Origin of the sequence: Mycolicibacter heraklionensis, assembly GCF_019645815.1 — a bacterium.
Classification (GTDB): domain Bacteria; phylum Actinomycetota; class Actinomycetes; order Mycobacteriales; family Mycobacteriaceae; genus Mycobacterium; species Mycobacterium heraklionense.
Genome location: NZ_CP080997.1, coordinates 3,398,944 through 3,416,091, shown reverse-complemented (window position 1 = coordinate 3,416,091; position 17,148 = coordinate 3,398,944). Strand labels below are relative to the sequence as shown.

Annotated in this window: 17 protein-coding genes and 1 tRNA gene; 10 read left to right on the top strand and 8 right to left on the bottom strand. The window is 67.6% G+C overall.

Annotated elements, in window-relative coordinates; all coding sequences use genetic code 11:
- Nucleotides 1–42: 42 nt before the first annotated feature.
- Nucleotides 43–453, bottom strand: coding sequence for a hypothetical protein (locus K3U94_RS16145; protein ID WP_220694368.1), 411 nt, complete (start codon nucleotides 451–453; stop codon nucleotides 43–45).
- Nucleotides 454–659: 206 nt separating this feature from the next.
- Here K3U94_RS16145 and K3U94_RS16140 point away from each other — a divergent pair, with 206 nt between their 5' ends.
- Entirely contained in the window at nucleotides 660–2,183 is a 1,524-nt protein-coding gene (locus K3U94_RS16140) for an aldehyde dehydrogenase family protein (RefSeq protein WP_220694367.1), read from the top strand.
- Between the two features lie 6 nt (nucleotides 2,184–2,189).
- Here the strand turns inward: K3U94_RS16140 and K3U94_RS16135 are convergent, their stop codons facing one another.
- A complete protein-coding gene (locus K3U94_RS16135; protein WP_220694366.1) occupies nucleotides 2,190–3,524 on the bottom strand; it encodes a PPE family protein in 1,335 nt (444 codons plus the stop codon).
- 132 nt (nucleotides 3,525–3,656) lie between these two features.
- On the opposite strand from K3U94_RS16135, the gene K3U94_RS16130 reads away from it, so the two are divergent.
- Nucleotides 3,657–4,025 (top strand): DUF488 domain-containing protein, encoded by a 369-nt coding sequence (locus tag K3U94_RS16130; RefSeq protein WP_047318988.1) that lies wholly within the window; start codon nucleotides 3,657–3,659, stop codon nucleotides 4,023–4,025.
- Here K3U94_RS16130 and K3U94_RS16125 read toward each other — a convergent pair whose 3' ends face one another.
- Nucleotides 4,026–4,559: a hypothetical protein gene (locus K3U94_RS16125; RefSeq protein WP_220694365.1), complete on the bottom strand. Its 534-nt coding sequence runs from the start codon at nucleotides 4,557–4,559 to the stop codon at nucleotides 4,026–4,028. It abuts the gene before it with no gap.
- A 49-nt stretch (nucleotides 4,560–4,608) separates the two neighbouring features.
- On the opposite strand from K3U94_RS16125, the gene K3U94_RS16120 reads away from it, so the two are divergent.
- The 6 genes from K3U94_RS16120 to K3U94_RS16095 all read left to right on the top strand — a co-directional run bounded on the left by K3U94_RS16120 (nucleotide 4,609) and on the right by K3U94_RS16095 (nucleotide 10,023).
- On the top strand, nucleotides 4,609–5,961 hold the full coding sequence (locus tag K3U94_RS16120) for an MFS transporter (RefSeq protein ID WP_230987157.1): 1,353 nt from the start codon (nucleotides 4,609–4,611) through the stop codon (nucleotides 5,959–5,961).
- Nucleotides 5,843–7,393 (top strand): PucR family transcriptional regulator, encoded by a 1,551-nt coding sequence (locus K3U94_RS16115; RefSeq protein WP_220694364.1) that lies wholly within the window; start codon nucleotides 5,843–5,845, stop codon nucleotides 7,391–7,393. The genes K3U94_RS16120 and K3U94_RS16115 overlap by 119 nt, the downstream gene beginning before the upstream one ends.
- Nucleotides 7,394–7,452: 59 nt before the next feature.
- A complete protein-coding gene (locus K3U94_RS16110; RefSeq protein WP_220694363.1) occupies nucleotides 7,453–8,709 on the top strand; it encodes an NAD(P)/FAD-dependent oxidoreductase in 1,257 nt (418 codons plus the stop codon).
- Between the two features lie 54 nt (nucleotides 8,710–8,763).
- Nucleotides 8,764–9,213 carry a GreA/GreB family elongation factor gene (locus K3U94_RS16105; protein ID WP_047318992.1) on the top strand — a complete coding sequence of 150 codons (450 nt, stop codon included), beginning with the start codon at nucleotides 8,764–8,766 and terminating at the stop codon, nucleotides 9,211–9,213.
- 72 nt (nucleotides 9,214–9,285) lie between these two features.
- Nucleotides 9,286–9,358, top strand: a tRNA-Ala gene (locus K3U94_RS16100).
- A 350-nt stretch (nucleotides 9,359–9,708) separates the two neighbouring features.
- Entirely contained in the window at nucleotides 9,709–10,023 is a 315-nt protein-coding gene (locus tag K3U94_RS16095; protein WP_220694362.1) for a hypothetical protein, read from the top strand.
- A gap of 157 nt (nucleotides 10,024–10,180) precedes the next feature.
- Here K3U94_RS16095 and K3U94_RS16090 read toward each other — a convergent pair whose 3' ends face one another.
- From K3U94_RS16090 to K3U94_RS16075, 4 genes are read right to left on the bottom strand one after another with little or no spacing between them, the layout of a single operon-like run.
- Nucleotides 10,181–11,152: a D-2-hydroxyacid dehydrogenase family protein gene (locus K3U94_RS16090; protein ID WP_220694361.1), complete on the bottom strand. Its 972-nt coding sequence runs from the start codon at nucleotides 11,150–11,152 to the stop codon at nucleotides 10,181–10,183.
- Nucleotides 11,153–11,154: 2 nt separating this feature from the next.
- On the bottom strand, nucleotides 11,155–12,423 hold the full coding sequence (locus K3U94_RS16085) for an amidohydrolase family protein (protein ID WP_220694360.1): 1,269 nt from the start codon (nucleotides 12,421–12,423) through the stop codon (nucleotides 11,155–11,157).
- A gap of 3 nt (nucleotides 12,424–12,426) precedes the next feature.
- Nucleotides 12,427–13,212 (bottom strand): class II aldolase/adducin family protein, encoded by a 786-nt coding sequence (locus tag K3U94_RS16080; protein ID WP_220694359.1) that lies wholly within the window; start codon nucleotides 13,210–13,212, stop codon nucleotides 12,427–12,429.
- Nucleotides 13,213–13,263: 51 nt separating this feature from the next.
- Entirely contained in the window at nucleotides 13,264–14,052 is a 789-nt protein-coding gene (locus tag K3U94_RS16075) for a FadR/GntR family transcriptional regulator (RefSeq protein ID WP_220694358.1), read from the bottom strand.
- Nucleotides 14,053–14,155: 103 nt separating this feature from the next.
- On the opposite strand from K3U94_RS16075, the gene K3U94_RS16070 reads away from it, so the two are divergent.
- Both K3U94_RS16070 and K3U94_RS16065 read left to right on the top strand, forming a co-directional pair.
- Complete coding sequence (locus tag K3U94_RS16070) at nucleotides 14,156–15,001, top strand: MBL fold metallo-hydrolase (RefSeq protein ID WP_220694357.1); 846 nt, start codon at nucleotides 14,156–14,158, stop codon at nucleotides 14,999–15,001.
- A complete protein-coding gene (locus tag K3U94_RS16065; RefSeq protein ID WP_220694356.1) occupies nucleotides 14,998–16,251 on the top strand; it encodes a cytochrome P450 in 1,254 nt (417 codons plus the stop codon). Before K3U94_RS16070 ends, K3U94_RS16065 begins: the two co-directional genes overlap by 4 nt.
- Here K3U94_RS16065 and K3U94_RS16060 read toward each other — a convergent pair.
- Nucleotides 16,241–17,038 carry a L,D-transpeptidase gene (locus tag K3U94_RS16060; RefSeq protein ID WP_220694355.1) on the bottom strand — a complete coding sequence of 266 codons (798 nt, stop codon included), beginning with the start codon at nucleotides 17,036–17,038 and terminating at the stop codon, nucleotides 16,241–16,243. The two genes, K3U94_RS16065 and K3U94_RS16060, sit on opposite strands and share 11 nt — an antisense overlap.
- Nucleotides 17,039–17,148 lie beyond the last annotated feature (110 nt).

Here is a 17,148-nt window from a genome sequence, read left to right as displayed (position 1 = left end):
AAGACCAATATGGTGGCGCAGCCGGTTCGGGCTTCGATGTCTCTAGTGCGGGGTCAGCCCCGCCACGTAGTAACACGGCCAAACCTTCTCCCCGGGAAGCCCAGGCCTGGGCATGGCGCCCGGCGCGAACCATTCGGGGCCGGTGCTGTACATCCAGCAGTTCTTGTCCGCCAGGTCGCCCTTTTTGGAGGCGTCGTTGTTGGTGGGATTGTTGGACGGGTTGTTGTTGGGGGTATCGGGGCGCGGGGGCGAGAATCCCTTTTGCTGCTGTTCGTCCTGCTCCTGCTGGTTCTCGGCGGGCTCCTGCTGGGTTGAGGGCTCCGGGTCGGCGGAGGCCAGCGGTACACAGGCGAGGACGATGCCCGCGGCAGCCCCGGCCGAGACCGCTTTGGCAGCGGTGACGGCCAAACGCCCCACCCATCGGCGAGAACCCGTCGGCACCCAATCCGTCATCGGCCCCTCCAATCCCTGCGTGAGCATCTGGTCATCTCGGACCGTAGGCGACTTCGCACTGATCGGATACCGGGATTTCCCCGTACTCCGGGTGCCTCGGGCAAAGGGCCCGCGATGTTTGACCTTGACAAATTCCCAGCCAGCAACTGACGATCACATACGGCGAGGTCACAGCCTTTCCGCAGGGTCTAGATCGGGAGCGCAACATGACCGCAGTGCAATCCAGGGCCGAGTCGACGATCACCGTGCACAACCCCGCCACCGGGGCGGTGTCGGGCACCGTGCCGATCGATGACCCTGAAACGGTGGCTGCCAAGGCAGCCCAACTCGTTGCAGCCCAACCGGAATGGGAGGCGCTCGGGCCGACGGGCCGCAAGCGCTGGATGTTGGAGTGGCAGGGCTGGATCCTGGACAACGCCGACCGCATCACCGAGGTGTTGATCTCCGAGACCGGGAAATCGCACGTCGACGCCAGCCTGGAGGCCGTCGCCACCGCAGACGCCATCGCCTACTGGGCCACTCATGCCAAGGAGTTTCTCGCCGATCGTCATCCCAAGGCGCACAGCCCGATTTATCGGGTGAAGCGGTTCACCACCGCCTACCGTCCCTACCCGCTGGTCGGGGTCATCACGCCGTGGAACTTCCCGTTCGCGATGCCCGGCCTGGACGTGCCGCCGGCCTTGGCGGCCGGCGCGGCCGTGCTGCTCAAGCCCTCGGAAGTGACGCCGCTGTCGGCCGTCGAGTTTGTGCGCGGCTGGGCTGAGATCGGTGCCCCGCCAGTGCTCGGCCTGACCACCGGTTATGGCGAGACCGGTCAGGCGGTGATCGAACACGCCGACTTCCTGCAGTTCACCGGGTCGACCGCCACCGGGCGCAAGGTCGCGGTGGCCTGCGCGCAGCGGCTGATTCCCTACGGTCTGGAACTCGGCGGAAAGGACCCGGCGATCGTGTTGGCCGACGCCGACCTCGACCGCGCCGCCAACGGCATTGCCTGGGGCGGACTGTTCAACTCCGGCCAGGTCTGTGTGTCGGTGGAGCGCGTGTACGTCGAAGCGCCGGTCTACGACGAATTCGTCGCGAAGCTGGCGGCCCGGGTGGGTGAGGTGCAGCAGGGCCAGGACGGCGACACCGGTGCCATGGCGACCGAAGCGCAACGTGACATCGTGGCGCGCCATGTCGACGAGGCGACCGCCGCCGGCGCCCGGGTGGTCACTGGCGGCAAACCGACCGGTGTGGGGACCTACTTCGCCCCGACCGTGATCGCCGACGTCGACTCGTCCATGACGTGCATGACCGAGGAGACGTTCGGGCCGACGCTGCCGGTGATCAAGGTCGCCGACGAGAACGAGGCCATCCGGCTGGCCAACGACTCGCCGTACGGATTGTCGGCCACGGTGTGGACAGCCGATAAGCGCCGCGGCGAGCGGGTGGCCCGTCGGCTGGAAGTGGGCGCGGTGAACGTCAACGACGCCTTGGTCAATGTGTTCTGTCCGGGGCTGCCGATGGGCGGCTGGAAGGAGTCCGGCATCGGCTATCGGGCCGGCGGAGCATCCGGAATCATCAAATACTGCCGGCAGCAGGCAATTACGACGCCGCGGCTACCCACCCAGAAATCCGAACTGCTGTGGTACCCGTCGTCGAAGCGCCGGATGGCGATGACACTGGCGGTCATGCGGGCGTTCGCGGCGCGGGGGCGGCGCCGGTTCGGGCTGCGGCCGCGCAACGGTTAGGAACGGCTACCGCTCGTCGGGCTCGTGGTCCCAGGTCTCGGGCAGTAGCGGTACCGCCGGTCCGGTGCCGAATGCGTTGCCGCGCAACCGGGCCAGTCCTGTTGCTGCCGCGTCGCTTCGCTGCGCGGTCCCGGTGAACCCCAGTGATCCCGCGCCGGATTCCGAGCAGGCGGGTGCCCCTGCGTCGTCGAGTGAGTCGCTGTCGTCGCCACCCACCGTCATGGTGGCGTTGGCGTATTCCTCCATCTGCATGCGACGCCGTCGCCGGGCCCGCAGCGGCGCGCCAGCCGCCGGCGCGCGAGTCGACACCGCCGCGGAGGCGCCGGCGGCCGGCGCCTTGGACCGGTTGCGGTCGGTCAGAGTGGGGCCGAAGCCTTCGGCGTGGCCGCCGGTCACCAGGTAGGCCAACGATTCGGCACCGCTCACCGGTACTGCCGGCCCGGTGGTCGTCGCACCGGCCGGGCTTGCGGATGTTCCCGCAGAACCGGCGATGCCGCTCCCGACACCGACGGCAACGGCGACTGGCTCGTGGGCCGGTCGGGTCACGATCGGGTGCACCGCGGGGGCGGGCTGTGGCTCGGGCTGCTGCTCGATGATCGGCTCGGGTGGCACCTGCATCGATGCGATGAAGTCGTTGATGGCGTTGATCAGCAGCGGCAGCACGATCGGTATCCGAACCGGAATCGTCACGATGAACAGGAAGGTCGACCAGAACACGATGTTCCAGAAGATGAACCAGAACCAGCGGTTGGCTTCCTCGATCGGGTCCGTCGGCTCGTCGTCGTCCCCACCGGTTCCGGTGTCGGCGGTCAGTATCGGCGGCGCGCGGTCCGTGCCGGGTAGCGACGCCAGGGCGGCGCCGGACATCGCATCGTAGGTCGCCATGACGGTGGCGGCCTGCACCCACATGCGGGCGTAGTCGGCCTCATTGAGTGCGATCGGGATGGTGTTGATGCCAAAGAAATTCGTGGCTGTCAGCACGCCGTGGACGGTGTGGTTGAGCGCCAGCTCCGCCAGGGTGGGCATGGTGGCCAACGCGGTGCTGTAGGCGGCCGCGACGACTTCGTGTTGGGCTCCGGCGCGGGCGCTGTCGATGCTGGCGCGTGTCAGCCACTGCAGATAGGGAGCGTGCGCCGCGGTGTAGCTGTCTGCGCTGGGACCGTGCCAGGCCGCTGCCCCGACGGCGCCCAGCACGGTGATCAGTTCGGTGGCCGCGGCAGCGTATTCGGCGCTCAGCGCTGACCAGGCGCCGGCGGCATCCAGCAGGGCAGCGGGACCGGGCCCGCTGCTCAACAGCGCGGAATGCACCTCCGGAGGAGATGCGATCCAAAGACCGTTCACGCCAGACACCAATTTCTACGAGAGGAACTGATAAATAACAACAAGGTAGCATTGCCTAAGCTAACTTCGAAGGCGTCGCCGGCGCTGGGACAGACGGCTGACATGCGCCGCGGGCCGGCGCTAGCCTGGGGTATGAGTCCCAAAACCACCTTCCGGGTCGCCCGGGTCTACGACGAACCTCGTGCGGAGGACGGTGAACGGATCCTCGTCGATCGGGTGTGGCCGCGGGGCTTCCGAAAGGACGACCCCCGGGTGGGGCACTGGTACAAAGACGCAGCGCCATCGAGCGAACTCCGCCGTTGGTACAACCATCAGCCCGAGCGTTTCGATGAGTTCGTCACCCGCTACGAAGACGAACTGCAGACAGCGAAGGGAGCCGCGGGGTTCGCCGGCCTGCGCGCGCTGGCCCGCGGCAAGAAGACCGTCACCTTGGTGACGGCGAGCCGGGACGTCGACGGAAGTCAGGCGGCGGTATTGGCCAAGCTGCTGGCCCGGCAGTGACTAGCCGCGGCCCGCGGTGGTGATCGCCATCCCGATCGGAATGCTCACCACCAACGCTGCCAGGAACAACCGGTAGGCGAGCAGGGCCCAGCCCCGGCGCGTGCTGCGCCGAACCCGGTAGAGCAACCCGGCCAGCACCGCGAACAGCAGCGCAGAACCCGCGTAGAACATCGCGACGTGGTCGGTGACGACACCGACCACGATGGCCGCGCCGGAGAGGTTGAACCCCGCGGCGCCCAGCGTTGCCTCGCGCGGCGACGGCGCGGTGGCCGGCAGCAGCGCTTGGCCGGCTCCGATCGCCAGTTGGCCGGCCCCGAGTACCAGGACCAGATAGGCCACTGCCCAGACCCCGTGCCGGGTGGGTGCCGGGGCCGCGATGACGGCGGCTATCGCACCGCCGGCCACAATCGCGGTGGCGCCGGCCACGGCGAACGGTTTGAACGCGGCCCAGTGCTCCCACAACTGCAGCAGCAGCGGCCGCGGCGGCGAGTGATCGGGGCCGCCGCTACGGGCCGCATCGACGGCGTCGTTCATGGTCAAGCCTCCCGAGTCAGAGATTACCGAGGCTGTCTAAAGTTATCGGGTGACCTCCGACTCCCCGGCCGCTCGACCGCGGCTGCAGCGGGAGATTTGGATACTGCTCGTCGCGAACGTTCTGATCGCGCTCGGCTACGGGTTGGTGTCTCCGGTCCTGCCGGTCTACGCGCGTCATTTCGGGGTGAGCATCTCCGCGACAACGTTCCTCATCACCGCGTTCGCGCTGACGCGATTGCTCTTCGCGCCGGTGAGCGGTCTGCTGGTTCAGCGGCTGGGGGAGCGCTGGGTCTATGTGGCCGGCCTGTTGGTCGTCTCGGTGTCCACCACGGCCTGCGCCTTCGTGCAGAGCTACGGGCAGCTGCTGTTCTTCCGTGCCCTCGGCGGCGTCGGGTCGACGATGTTCTTTATCGCCGCGGTCGGCCTGATGATCCGAATCAGTCCGGAGGACGCTCGCGGCCGGGTCGCCGGGCTGTTTGCCACGGCGTTTCTGCTGGGCACCGTGGGAGGGCCGGTATTAGGCAGTCTGACAGCGGGTTTCGGCCTCAGTGCGCCGTTCTTGTTCTACGGTTCGGTGCTGATCGTGACGGCCACCGGTGTCTTCGTCAGCCTGCGCCACTCGCATTTGGCCGAAGTGGCCGAGTCGACGGGGCCCACCGTGTCGGTGCGGGCAGCGCTGGGGAATCGCGCCTACCGCTCGGCGCTGTTGTCGAACTTCGCCACCGGCTGGTCGGTGTTCGGTTTGCGGGTCGCGCTGGTGCCGTTGTTCGTCACCGAAGTCCTGGGCCGCGGGCCCTCCTTCGCCGGCTTGACGCTGGCGATGGTCGGGATCGGCAATGTCTGTGCGGTGCTGCCCAGCGGTCAGTTGTCGGACCGGATCGGCCGCAAGGGGTTGCTCATCGCCGGGCTGGCGGCGTCGGGTCTCACGACGGTCTTGCTGGGCGCGAGCGCATCGCTGGTGGTGTTCCTGGTGGTGGCGTATCTGACCGGGGTGGCGTCGGGGATCTACGGGTCTCCGCAGCAGGCCGTCATCTCCGACCTGGTCGGCAACCAGGCCCGCGCGGGCACCGCGGTGGCGACCTATCAGATGATGGCTGACTTCGGGTCGATCGTGGGGTCGCTTGCGGTCGGCCAGATCGCCGAGCGGATGTCCTTCGAGTGGGGTTTTGCCATCAGCGGTGGGGTGTTGCTGTTGGCGGCGCTCACCTGGTTGTGGGCACCGGAGACCAGGGCGAGCAACCCGATCGGCGGGATCGCCGACCCGACGTGGCTAGGCTCGGTTGATGGTGACGCTGGACCGGCTGGTCAACGTGGTGGGCAGCTACGGGGTTCGGCTGAGGTTCTGTTCCATTCCGAGGACGACGCGGCTGAGCAGTGTCGTGATGCACGAGGTGACCGGTGAGCGGGCCGTTGTCGGCGACGTCCTGTTGGCGGTCGGCGCCCGCTCGGTAAAAGAGGCGGTGCGCTGGGCGGTGGCCGCCAAGGCCGTCGCCGTGCTGGTGCGTGACGTCGAGGACAAGACCTCCTTCGCCGGCGAGGGCGAGTCGCTGGCCGTGTTGGTGGTGGACGCGGCGGTGTCCTGGAGCGAGCTGGCCGCGGTGGTCTACGGGCTGGTGCTCGAAGGCCGGGAGACCGAGTCGGGCCGCGGGCCAACGGATCTTTTCGCCGTCGCCGACAGCCTCGCCGAAGCGGTGGCCGGTGCGGTCACCATCGAAGACCAGCTGGGCCGGGTCCTGGCCTACTCGCGTGGCCAGCGACACGCGGACCCGGCGCGTTCGGCGACGATCCTGAACCGGCAGGAGTCCGAGGCACTTCGGGAGTTGTTTGAAAAGCGCGGCGTCGTAGCGCATCTGGATCTGCACGACGAGCCGTTGTTCGTCGCTGCCGATCCCGAGTACGGCTTGACCGGGCGGATGGTGGTGGCGGTGCGCGCCGGCCGGGAGCTGCTGGGTGCGGTATGGGTGGCCTGCCCGGCCCCGTTGAGGGGTGCACGGCTGACCGCACTGGCCGACGGTGCCCGCACCGTAGCACTGCACGTGCTGCGGTCACGGGCTAGCGCTGACTTGGAACGCCAGGTCGAATCCGATTGGGTGACCAGGCTTTTGGATGAGCAAACCGAGCCTGACGATGCCATTGCCCTGATCGCCAGGCTGGGGCTGCCGCAAGCCCCGCTGCGGGTGATCGCCGTGCACACCCGGATCGCCACGCAACCGCACGCCGGGCTGCTGCTGGCTTTCGAGGCGGTCACCACCGGATTCGGCTGGTCGCGTCCGGGCCGCAGTGCGCTGGCCCCCAACACCGTCTACACCCTGCTGCCCGCCGAGGACGCCGCGGCGGCCCGACAGTGGGTCCGCGGCCTGGCTGCCGCCCTGCCCCCGCATGCCAGCGTGCTGGCCGGAATCAGTGCGGTTGCCACAGCCACCGAGTTGGCGGCGGCGCGCCGCGAGGCCGAGGAATGCCTCGCGCTGCACGAAGCCGGCCCGTTGGACGGTGTTCCGCCGGCCTACGACGAGTCCTGGGACGAGGTCGTGCTGCGCCGGTTGCACAACGCGGCACGAGCCGGACGGGTGCCCACCCGCGGGCCGGTGGCAGAGCTGCGTGGCCACGATGCTGCCCACAGCACGCCCTATGTGGCCACGCTGCGGGCTTGGCTCGATGCCCAGGGCGATCTCGCACGGGCCGCCGAGCAGCTGGGCGTGCACGAAAACACGGTCCGCTACCGGCTGCGCAAGATGGCCGAGGTCACGCCACTGGGGCTGGAGGATCCGCGTACCCGATTCGCGGCGATGATCGAGCTCGCGGCCGGTGACATGTCGGAAGTCAACAAACGCTGACGCCGCTGTTGTGCGATTCGGTTAAACCGGGTATCTGACCACCGTCGCATCATGGAGTAATGGGTGCGGCCAACCGGATCGAAGGTGCGCCACGGTCGGTGATCGTGGTGGGCGCCGGCATCGTCGGGTTGTCCACCGCCTGGTTTTTGCAGGAGCGCGGTGTCGAAGTCACCGTGGTCGACCGGGTCGGCGTCGCGGCCGGCTCCTCGTGGGGCAATGCCGGCTGGATCTCCCCGGCACTGGCGATTCCCCTCAACGAGCCCGCCAACCTACGCTTCGGGCTGCGGTCCCTGCTGAGCCGGACCGCGCCGCTGCAGGTCCCGCTGAACGCCGGCCCGGCGCTGTGGACGTTCTTGGCGCGCTTTGCCGCCAACAGCCGCCCTGCGGCCTGGCGCCGGGCGGTGCGGGCGAATGCGCCTCTGAGCGCGGAATGCATTGAGGCATACGACGTTCTGCTCGCCAATGGGGTGGACGCCCCGATCACCGATGCCCCGATCACCGCGATCTTTCGCACCTCGGCCGACGCCGAGCGCTTGCTCGACGAGCTGCGCCGGTTCTCCGAGGCCGGGCAGCCGGTGTTCGGCACCGAACTGACCGGTGCGGCGCTGGCCGAGCGGGTGCCGCTGGCGTCCTCGGCGGTGGCCGCCGGGGTGCAGATCGACGGCCAGCGCTTCCTGGACCCGGGGCGGTTCGTGACCGCGCTGGGTCGTGCGGTGGTGCAGCGCGGCGGCGTCCTGCACATTCTCGACGTCGCCGACGTGGCGCCGAACGGTGACGGTGTGGCTGTGACCAGCCGCGACGGCACCACCTTGACGGCGGATGCGGCGGTGATCGCCAGCGGCGCCTGGCTGTCCCGGCTGGCAGCGCGCTGGATTCGGGTGCCGGTGCGGGCCGGGCGCGGCTACTCCTTCTCGGTACCGGTCGACGGGCCGGTCACCGGGCCGATCTACCTGCCGGATGCCCGGGTGGCCTGCACGCCGTTGAACGCCCGGCTTCGGATCGCCGGCACCATGGAGTTCGGCGATCCCGACGCCCCGATTGTCCCGGCCCGCGTCGAAGCCATCGTCGCCGCCGCCCGACCGTTGCTCGACGGTGTGCGCTGGGACGAGCGCACCGACGTGTGGGTGGGTCCACGCCCCGTCAGCCCCGATGGGCGGCCCCTGGTGGGGGAGGTGTGCCCGCGCACCGTCTACGTCGCCGGCGGGCACGGAATGTGGGGCATGACGCACGGACCGGTGACGGGACGATTGCTGGCCGAGCAGATCACCACCGGCAAACAATCCGCCGTGCTGCGCGACCTCGACCCCTTGCGCTGACCCGCTCGGGTCGGTGAGTTTCGAATCAAATGCTGTTGCAAAGGAGAACTGTCGATGACTGATACGCACGGTGTCTGGATGACCCAGCAGACCAAGGATCGGCTGCTGGCCGAGTTAGCGGAATTATCTGCACCGCAGCCCGTTTCGGGTGGCGAAGACATCAGTGACCAACAAGCTCGCCAGGCCCGGATCCATCAGATCCACGACCTGTTGGCGGTCGCGGTGGTCGGACAGGACCCGCCCGACGACGGGGTCGCCGAGCCCGGCATGGTGCTCACCGTCCGCTACAGCGATGGAGACACCGAGACCTTCCTGCTCGGGGTTCGCGACGACGACCAGAGCGGGTTGGAGGTGTACTCGCCGCAGTCGCCGTTGGGCATGGCGATCACCGGAGCCCGGCCAGGGGAGGAGCGCACTTACCAGGTGCCCAGCGGGGCCAACGTGACGGTGACGCTGCTCGACGCGGTGCCCTACGGGCTGCATCAGACCCAGCATCCGGCCTGAACACAGGCCGACGGAGTAGCTGTTTTGAACCTTGGTGCGGCTGTGGTGTAGCTTCGATGAGCACGACAACGCGGGGCTATGGCGCAGCTGGTAGCGCACCACACTGGCAGTGTGGGGGTCAGGGGTTCGAGTCCCCTTAGCTCCACTCATTTCGATGGGTATTCCGTTCACGCTGTGCTGATCGCGCAGAATTGTGACCAGACCGTTTGGTGAACACAGGGTCACGACCGCCGATCCGCATCGTTACGGTAACGAGTCAATTGGCCGGCCCGGTAACTTACAAGCCTGTGATACGGTTCTTTTGCAGTCGTAAGATTGCGTGTCCGGGGGGGCTGGATACTAATCATCGGAGTTTACGTGAAGAGCCTCGGGAGACTCGGAAAAGCGATATTCGCCGGGATCGGCTTTTATGCAGGCGGGTTGATTTTCAGCGGCCAGGTGGGTGCTGCTCCTGTCGCGTTCCTGCCCCTCGGGGGGCCGGTGTGTGCAGGTGGTGTGGTCGCTCTCTCCTCCGCTGACGGTGCGGCGCCCATTGCGGCGCCGGCCGACGCGACGTTGGCGGCCGCCGCCGGGGTGCCCTGTGGGCCGGCCGCGGCTGACCTGACCACTCTTGCTGGACCTGTGCCGATGGGGCTGCCGGGGCCGGTGCCCCCGATTCCGATTGCCCCCATTCCGGTGGTGCCCGGATTGCCGCCGCCCGTGCCGCTGGTGGCGCCGGGACCGGCCGGCGCCGCTGCGGCCAGTCCTATCGCGGGATTGATGACTGACGTCATCAGCGCCCCTATCGGTCTGGCCGGCGGCACTAAGTAACACGTGCCAGAAGAGGGTCCGCGAACATTATGTTCGCGGACCTTTTTCTGTTGCGGCCTGACTCTGAAATTAGTGGGCCAGAATTTATTTGTGGAACCGTTATTCTGATGCGATGGTACTGTTACGAAAAGCTGTTATCAGAAACAGCGTGACCGTGTCATTGAACTTTCACCAGCCGCCGCGGAGTGCCGGCGCAGTAAGCGACGATGTCATCGACGATATCGCGATAAAACACGTTCATGCAGTTCTCGGTCACGTAGCCCAGGTGCGGGGTCAGGACGGTGTTGTCCAGCGTGGTCAGCGGGTGCCCGGCCGGCAGCGGCTCCTGGTCGTAGACGTCGAGCCCGGCGCCACGGATCCGGTTGGTGCGCAGTGCGTCGATCAGCGCGGCCTCATCGATCAACCCGCCCCGTGAGGTGTTGACGACGATCGCGCTGGACTTCATCACGGCCAGCTCGTCTCGACCGACGAGCCCCCGGGTCGCCTCGGAGAGCACCATGTGAATCGACACGACGTCGGCGGTCTCGAACAAAGCGCGTCGGTCCAGCAGCTGCGCCTGGGCCTCGGCGGCCCGCTCCGGGGTCAGGTGCGGGCTCCACGCCGTCACTCGCATGCCGTAGGCGTGGCCCACCGCCGCGACCCGCCGGCCGATTCGGCCCAGCCCCACCAGCCCGAGCGTCGCGCCGGCCAGATCAGCGCCGACCGTCTGTTGCCATCGGCCGGCGCGAACTGCCGCGTCCTCGACGATCAGATGACGTTGCAGGGCGTGGATCAACGCCCAGGTGAGTTCGACCGTCGGCGTGATGGTGCCGCCGGTGCCACACACGATGATCCCGAGCCGGTGGGCGGCGGTCACGTCGATCGCGGCGTTGAACGGCCCCGTGGTGACCAGCAATTTCAACGACGGCAGCCGGGCCAGCAGATCGGCGTTGATCGGCGTGCGTTCGCGCATCGCCACCACCACCTCGCGGTCGGCCAACCGGGCGATGAGTTCCTCGCCGGGATCGAGGTGCTCGCGAATCGCCAGCAGATCCACGCGCCGCGGGATAGGCGACCAGTCCACCGTGCCGGCGATGCCCTGGTAATCGTCGAGCACCGCGATACGCAGCGGTGTCAGCGAGGCGGCCACCCTTAGAACGCATCCGGGTCGTGTTGGACCGCTTCGGGCACCGGATGCTGGTAGAGGCGAGATGCGTTCTCCCAGGTGAACTTCCGGATCACCTCGGGGGGAAGGTGCCCGATCTCCTCATGGATCACCTGCTGAGTGTTCGGCCACGTCGAGTCGCAGTGCGGGTAGTCGGCTTCCAGCATGATGTGGTCGGTGCCGATGCGCTCGTGCTGGCAGAACGACGACTGATCCTCGACCGCGCAGAACCAGAAGTTGCGTTGCAGCACCTCGGCCGGGGAGAGCGTCTCACCGAGTGCCTTCCAGGTTCCGTACATCTCGTGATAGCTCAGCATGTGGTCGAGGCGGTCCAGCAGCCCTGCGACCCAGCCGATCCCACCCTCGGACAGGCAGATCTTCAACTCGGGGAAGCGGCTGGGCAACCCCGAGTACAACCAGTCGACCGCGGCGGAGATGGCGTAGGCGAAGAACAGGACGCCGGCGACGTCGGGCGGGGCGTCGTCGGTTGTCGACGGCGAGGTGCCCGACGACCCGATGTGCAGATTGACCACGGTGCCTGTTTCGGCGCAGGCGGCGATCATCGGGTCCCAATGCCCGGAGTGAATGGTCGGCAGCCCCAGCATGGCCGGGTTCTCGCTGAAAGTGATGGCGCGAAAGCCTCTTTCGGCGTTCTCGTGGATCATGGCCGCCCCGACTTCGGGATCCAGCAACCAGGGCAGCTGACAGCCGATGATGCGGTCCGGGTAAGAACCGGCCCACACCTCGTGGTGCCAGTCGTTCCACGCCCGCACCGAGGCCAGCGCCAACTCACGGTCGTCGGTCGCCAGCTGTAGGCGCTGACCGGCGAACCCGGGCAGGAAGGAGGGAAAGTTCAGCGACGCGTAGACGCCGTTGAGGTCCATGTCCTTGACCCGTGCATGAATATCCCAAGCGCCACGGCGCATCTCATCGAATCGGGCCGGCTCGAAGCCGTACTCCGAGACCGGACGTCCCACCACCGCGTTGAATCCGACGTTGGGCAGCGACTGGCCGTCATACATCCAGGTCTGGCCGCCGGTGTCGGTCTCGATCACCCTCGGCGCCCGGTCGGCGAGTTTGCGCGGCACCCGGCCCTGAAAGGTGTCCGGGGGTTCGACGATGTGATCGTCTACCGAGATCACCGTGTAGCGCCGTTGCGCGCGTGGTGGTTCGGGCAGGAACGTCACGGTGCGCTCGGCGCCGGCCTTGGCGGTGGTGAAGCTCAGGTCGGAGCTGAGCTCGTCGATCGACTTCATGAGCTAGTCCAGCACCCGGCGGTCGGCCTTGATGATCATGCGGGCCGCGCCTGCCCAGTACACGTCGGCGGCGCGTTCGATCAACGACGCCTGCATCCCGGCCATGTCGGATCGCTTCATCGGTGTGGGTCGCCGGCCGGTCAGCATCACGTGGTAGGCCAGCTTGCACACCCGCTCGATGGTCGCGCACCGATAGACCGCCTCGGCCAGGGTGCGCCCGGTGGCGATCACCCCGTGTGAGGCCAGAATCGCCAGGTTTGCGCCGCCGATGCGGCCGGCGAGATCCCGGGCCCGCGAAGCGGTGTCCACCTCGCCGTCGTAGGTGTCGACGAAGCACAGGTCGTCGAGGAACAGCGAGCCCGTCTGGTGCACCAGCTCGGGCAGCGTCTGCAGCGACGCCAACAGGCTCACGTAGTAGGGGTGGTTGTGGATCACCACGCGAGCGTCGGGGCGGGCGCGGTGCAGTTCGGTGTGGATATGAATGGCGGGCGTGACATCCCATCGGCCCGCGACCACGCGGGCGTCCTCGTCGACGGTGCAGATGTCGGAGGCGGTGAGTTCGGCCCACCACAGTCCCCACGGATTGACCAGCATCTCGGTCTGACCGTCGGGCTGCCAGGTGATGTGGCCGGCCATGTTCTCGGCGAAGCCGATGTCGGCGAGATGGCGAAACGCGACGGCCAGTGCCTGGGTGTTGCTGAGCTCGACGCCGATCGGCGGGACCACCGACGGCGACCAGACCGCTGAGCCGCCGGGACGGGCGTACTGGACGTCGACGGACTCCGTCATGAACAAATCATATGGAAATAAGCGCGGCCGTCAACGCCGCCGCCGCGCCGGTCAGTGCTCGTTGTCTCCGGCGCCGGGGACTCCGCGGGGACGAACCATGGCGGGGTCGACGATTCCCGAGCGGCCGGGGTAGTGCTGGGCGTGCAGCAGGTGGGCCGCGGCGAGGTCGCGGGCCCGTTGGGCGTCGCCGACATCGATAGCGTCGATCACCTGGCGGTGGTCCTCCAGGACAGCGCGCCGCTCCGGAACTGGCACCGTCGAATGGTCGGTGACCTGACTGGACCAGCTTTGCTCGTGAGCCGACCAGAGGGCTTCGAGTGCGCCCGCCATGACGAGCATGGTGGTGTTGCCGCAGTGCGTGACGAGCGCTTCGTGATAGCGACGGCTGGCGGAGGTGACCTTTTGCAAGTCGTCGACCGCAGCCACCGATTCCTCATGCAACCGGCGCAGAATCGGCACCACCGTGCTCTTTCGGTCCGGGCGCCCCGCGCACAGCGCCGCACAGGCCGGTTCGACCTGCAGAAGCGCGGTCCCGACGTCGGCGAGGCTGACCTGTTGCGAACCCAGGACCAGGCCCATGGTGTAGGCGACGTTTGCTGGAGTGGGCCGATGGATCACGGCGCCGCCCCGTTTGCCGCGGCGCACGGTGAGCAGGCCCTCGGCCTCGAGGATCCGCATGGCTTCGCGCAACGACGGCTTGCTGATGGCGAACTCGACCAGCAGTTCGTCCTCTTTGGGGAGCACATGGTCGTCGGTGAGTTCGCCGGCGACGATGCGCCGACGAAGCTCGTCGGCGACCTGTTCGGCCAGCCGGCGAAAGCGAATGGTGGGTGCTGCCACGGGTCGAGTGTGCCAGACCCGCCTTCGTTCCTCCGGTTCCTCGAATCAGTCACTTCCAAATGATTCGTGGCATACGATCGCCCTGCGAGAAGGGGACCATGGCGTGCAGCACTGGACTGTCGGCGACGTTGACATCCATGCGGTTGCCCAGGCGGTCATCCCGATCCCACCCTCCCGGCTGTTCGCCGGAGCACTTGAGTGCTTCGCGGACGATTCGCTGCCGGAGTATTGCGACGCCTCGGGCAACATCCTGATGGCGATCCAGTCCTATCTGATCGAGTCCGGGCCGTCGCGCGTGCTCGTCGACACCTGCTTCGCCGAGAGCTTCCTGCGGACCCGGAACATGCCGGACCGCTTCGAGGAGTCGTTGGCGGCCACGGGATTGTCGCCCGGCGACATCACGGCCGTGGTGTGCACGCACCTGCACCGCGATCACGCCGGTCGCAATACCGTCGAGCAGGCCGGGCAGTGGGTGCCGACATTTCCCAACGCCGACTATCTGGTGACCGCGGCCGAGCACGCGCACTGGTGTGAGTTCACCGGTGAGGACCGGGTGGCGCCCGAATGCGTCGCACCCCTGGCGCAGCACGGCAAGCTCCGGTTGGTGGCCCCGGATCATCAGCTGACCGAGACGATCAGGCTCGTCCCCACCGCCGGTCACACCCCCGGTCATGTGTCGGTGCGCATCGAGTCCGCCGGCGACGTCGCCTACATCAGCGGCGACGTCGTGCACCATCCCGGCCAGATCGGCCGGCCCGAGATCAGTGCCCTGCCCGACGTCGACGCGAGCGCCGCTCGGGCCAGTCGGCTGGCCTTGCTGCGCCGTATCGCCGACGAGCGGGCACTGCTGCTCGGATCGCATTTCGCCGCCCCCTCGGGCGGCTACATCGACAGCGCCGGTGCAGGTTTGGCGTGGCAACCGCTGGTAGAGCGAGAGGGAGCACGATGACCGAGACACAGCACCTGTTGCCGGAGGGGTTCGACTTCACCGACCCCGCGCTCATCGCCGAGCGGATCCCGCACGAGGAGTTCGCCCTGCTGCGTAAGACCGAACCGATCTGGTGGAACGCCCAACCCTTCGGCGCGTCCGGCTACCCCGACGAGGGCTACTGGGTCGTCACGAAACACGCCGACGTACGGGCGGTGTCGCTGCACGACGAGGTGTTCTCCTCGCACGAGAACACCTCGCTGATCCGGACGAACACGACCGACAATCAAGAGCTCCACGACGCCAGCCGCGACAACATCATGCTGTTTCTCGACGGACCCAAGCACGCCAAGCTGCGCCGGATCGTATCCCGGGGATTCACGCCCCGAGTGGTTGCCGGAATGCGGGATTCGCTCGACCGCCAAGCCCGAGAGATCGTCACGGCCGCCGCCGAGCACAACACCGGCGACTTCGTCACCGAGGTGGCCTCCCAGCTGCCATTGGCGACCATCTGCGAGCTGATCGGCGTCCCGACGGACGAGCGTCAACAGGTTTTCGACTGGAGCAATCGGCTGGTGGGCGGCGGCAACGGCGACCCGGACGCCGCGGCCGACGGGATGCAAGCCTCCGCTGAGCTGTTGGGTTACGCCTACCAGATGGCCGAAGACCGCAAGGCGCACCCGCGCGACGACATCGCGACGGCCCTGGTGACCGCGACCATCGACGGCGAAGAGCTCACCGCACTGGAATTCGGCTACTACGTGATGATGCTGATGGTGGCCGGCAACGAGACCACCCGCAACGCCACTTCGCAGGGCATGCTGGCGTTCTTCGACCACCCCGACCAATGGCGGCTGTTCGTCGAGGAACGCCCCACCACCATGGCCGACGAAGTGGTCCGCTGGGCGACGCCGGTCATCTCCTTCCAGCGCACGGCGTTGCGCGATGTCGAACTCGGGGGAGTGCAGATCCGCAAGGGACAGCGGGTCGGCATGTTCTACGGCTCGGCCAACTACGACGACGAGGTGTTCGATGACCCGTTCACCTTCAACGTCCTGCGAAGCCCCAACCCGCACTTGGGTTTCGGGGCTCCGGGAGCGCACTACTGCATCGGTGCGAACCTCGCCCGGATGCAGATCAACCTGATCTTCGGAGCGCTGGCGGACATCATTCCCGACATCCACCAGCTGGATCGACCGTCGCGATCCGTGCTGCCCTGGATCAACGGGATCGACGCCATGCCAGTGGAATTCGGCAGCGTCACTCCTTGATGATCACCGGGTCGCCGATGTTGACCCGGTCGAAGTACCACTCCGCATCGGTGGGACTCAGGCCGATGCAGCCGTGGCTGACGTTCTCCAGCCCCAGTGAGTGCAGCGCCCAAGGTGCGGAGTGGACGTAGAGCCCGCGCCGGGTGATGCGGACCGCCTGCTCCACCTCGAAGCGGTAGCCCTCGGCGGAGTCGATCGGGATACCAACGCTGCTGGAGTCCATCACGACCTTGCGGTCCTTGCCCAGCACGGTGTAGTTGCCCGTGGGTGTCTCGTATTCGGTCTTGCCCATGGTCGCGGGCAGGACGCCGTCTTCGCCCCAATGCGGGCGGTGGTGCGGCGTGGGCAGCGGGCCGGCCTCCTCGCCGTCAACGGTCACGGTGAAGGTGTGCGCCGAGATGCTGGCGACGCCCACCACCTTTGCGCCCGTGCTGAAGTCGACGGACAGCTTGCCCACCGACAGGGCCACGGTGCTGTGCGCCGGCCAGTAGTGGTCGGGAATCCACTGCACTTCGGTGTCGTCGACCCAGTCAAAGGTTCCGGTCATCGGCGGGGTGCTCCGCACCGCGATGCTGCGCTCGGCGGCCCGGCGGTCGATCACCGGAGCGGAGAAGGTCACCACGACCGGGTGCGCCACGCCAACGACAGCGCCCGATGCCGGCTGGATCGATGCGATCCCCGCGCCGGGCGGCTGACTGGCCGCAGCCGAACTCGTTCCGGGCGGCGTCACGAGCGTCGCGACCGCGACCCCGATGACCACCATTGCAGAGCGCACCGATGTCCACATCCTCGGCATACCTTCCCGATCTTCTAACCTGGGTTACCGCCGTTGATGGTAGGGAGATTCGCGTCGATAAGCCTCGCGCACATGCCCACGAGACGGTCAAGGCTTCATTA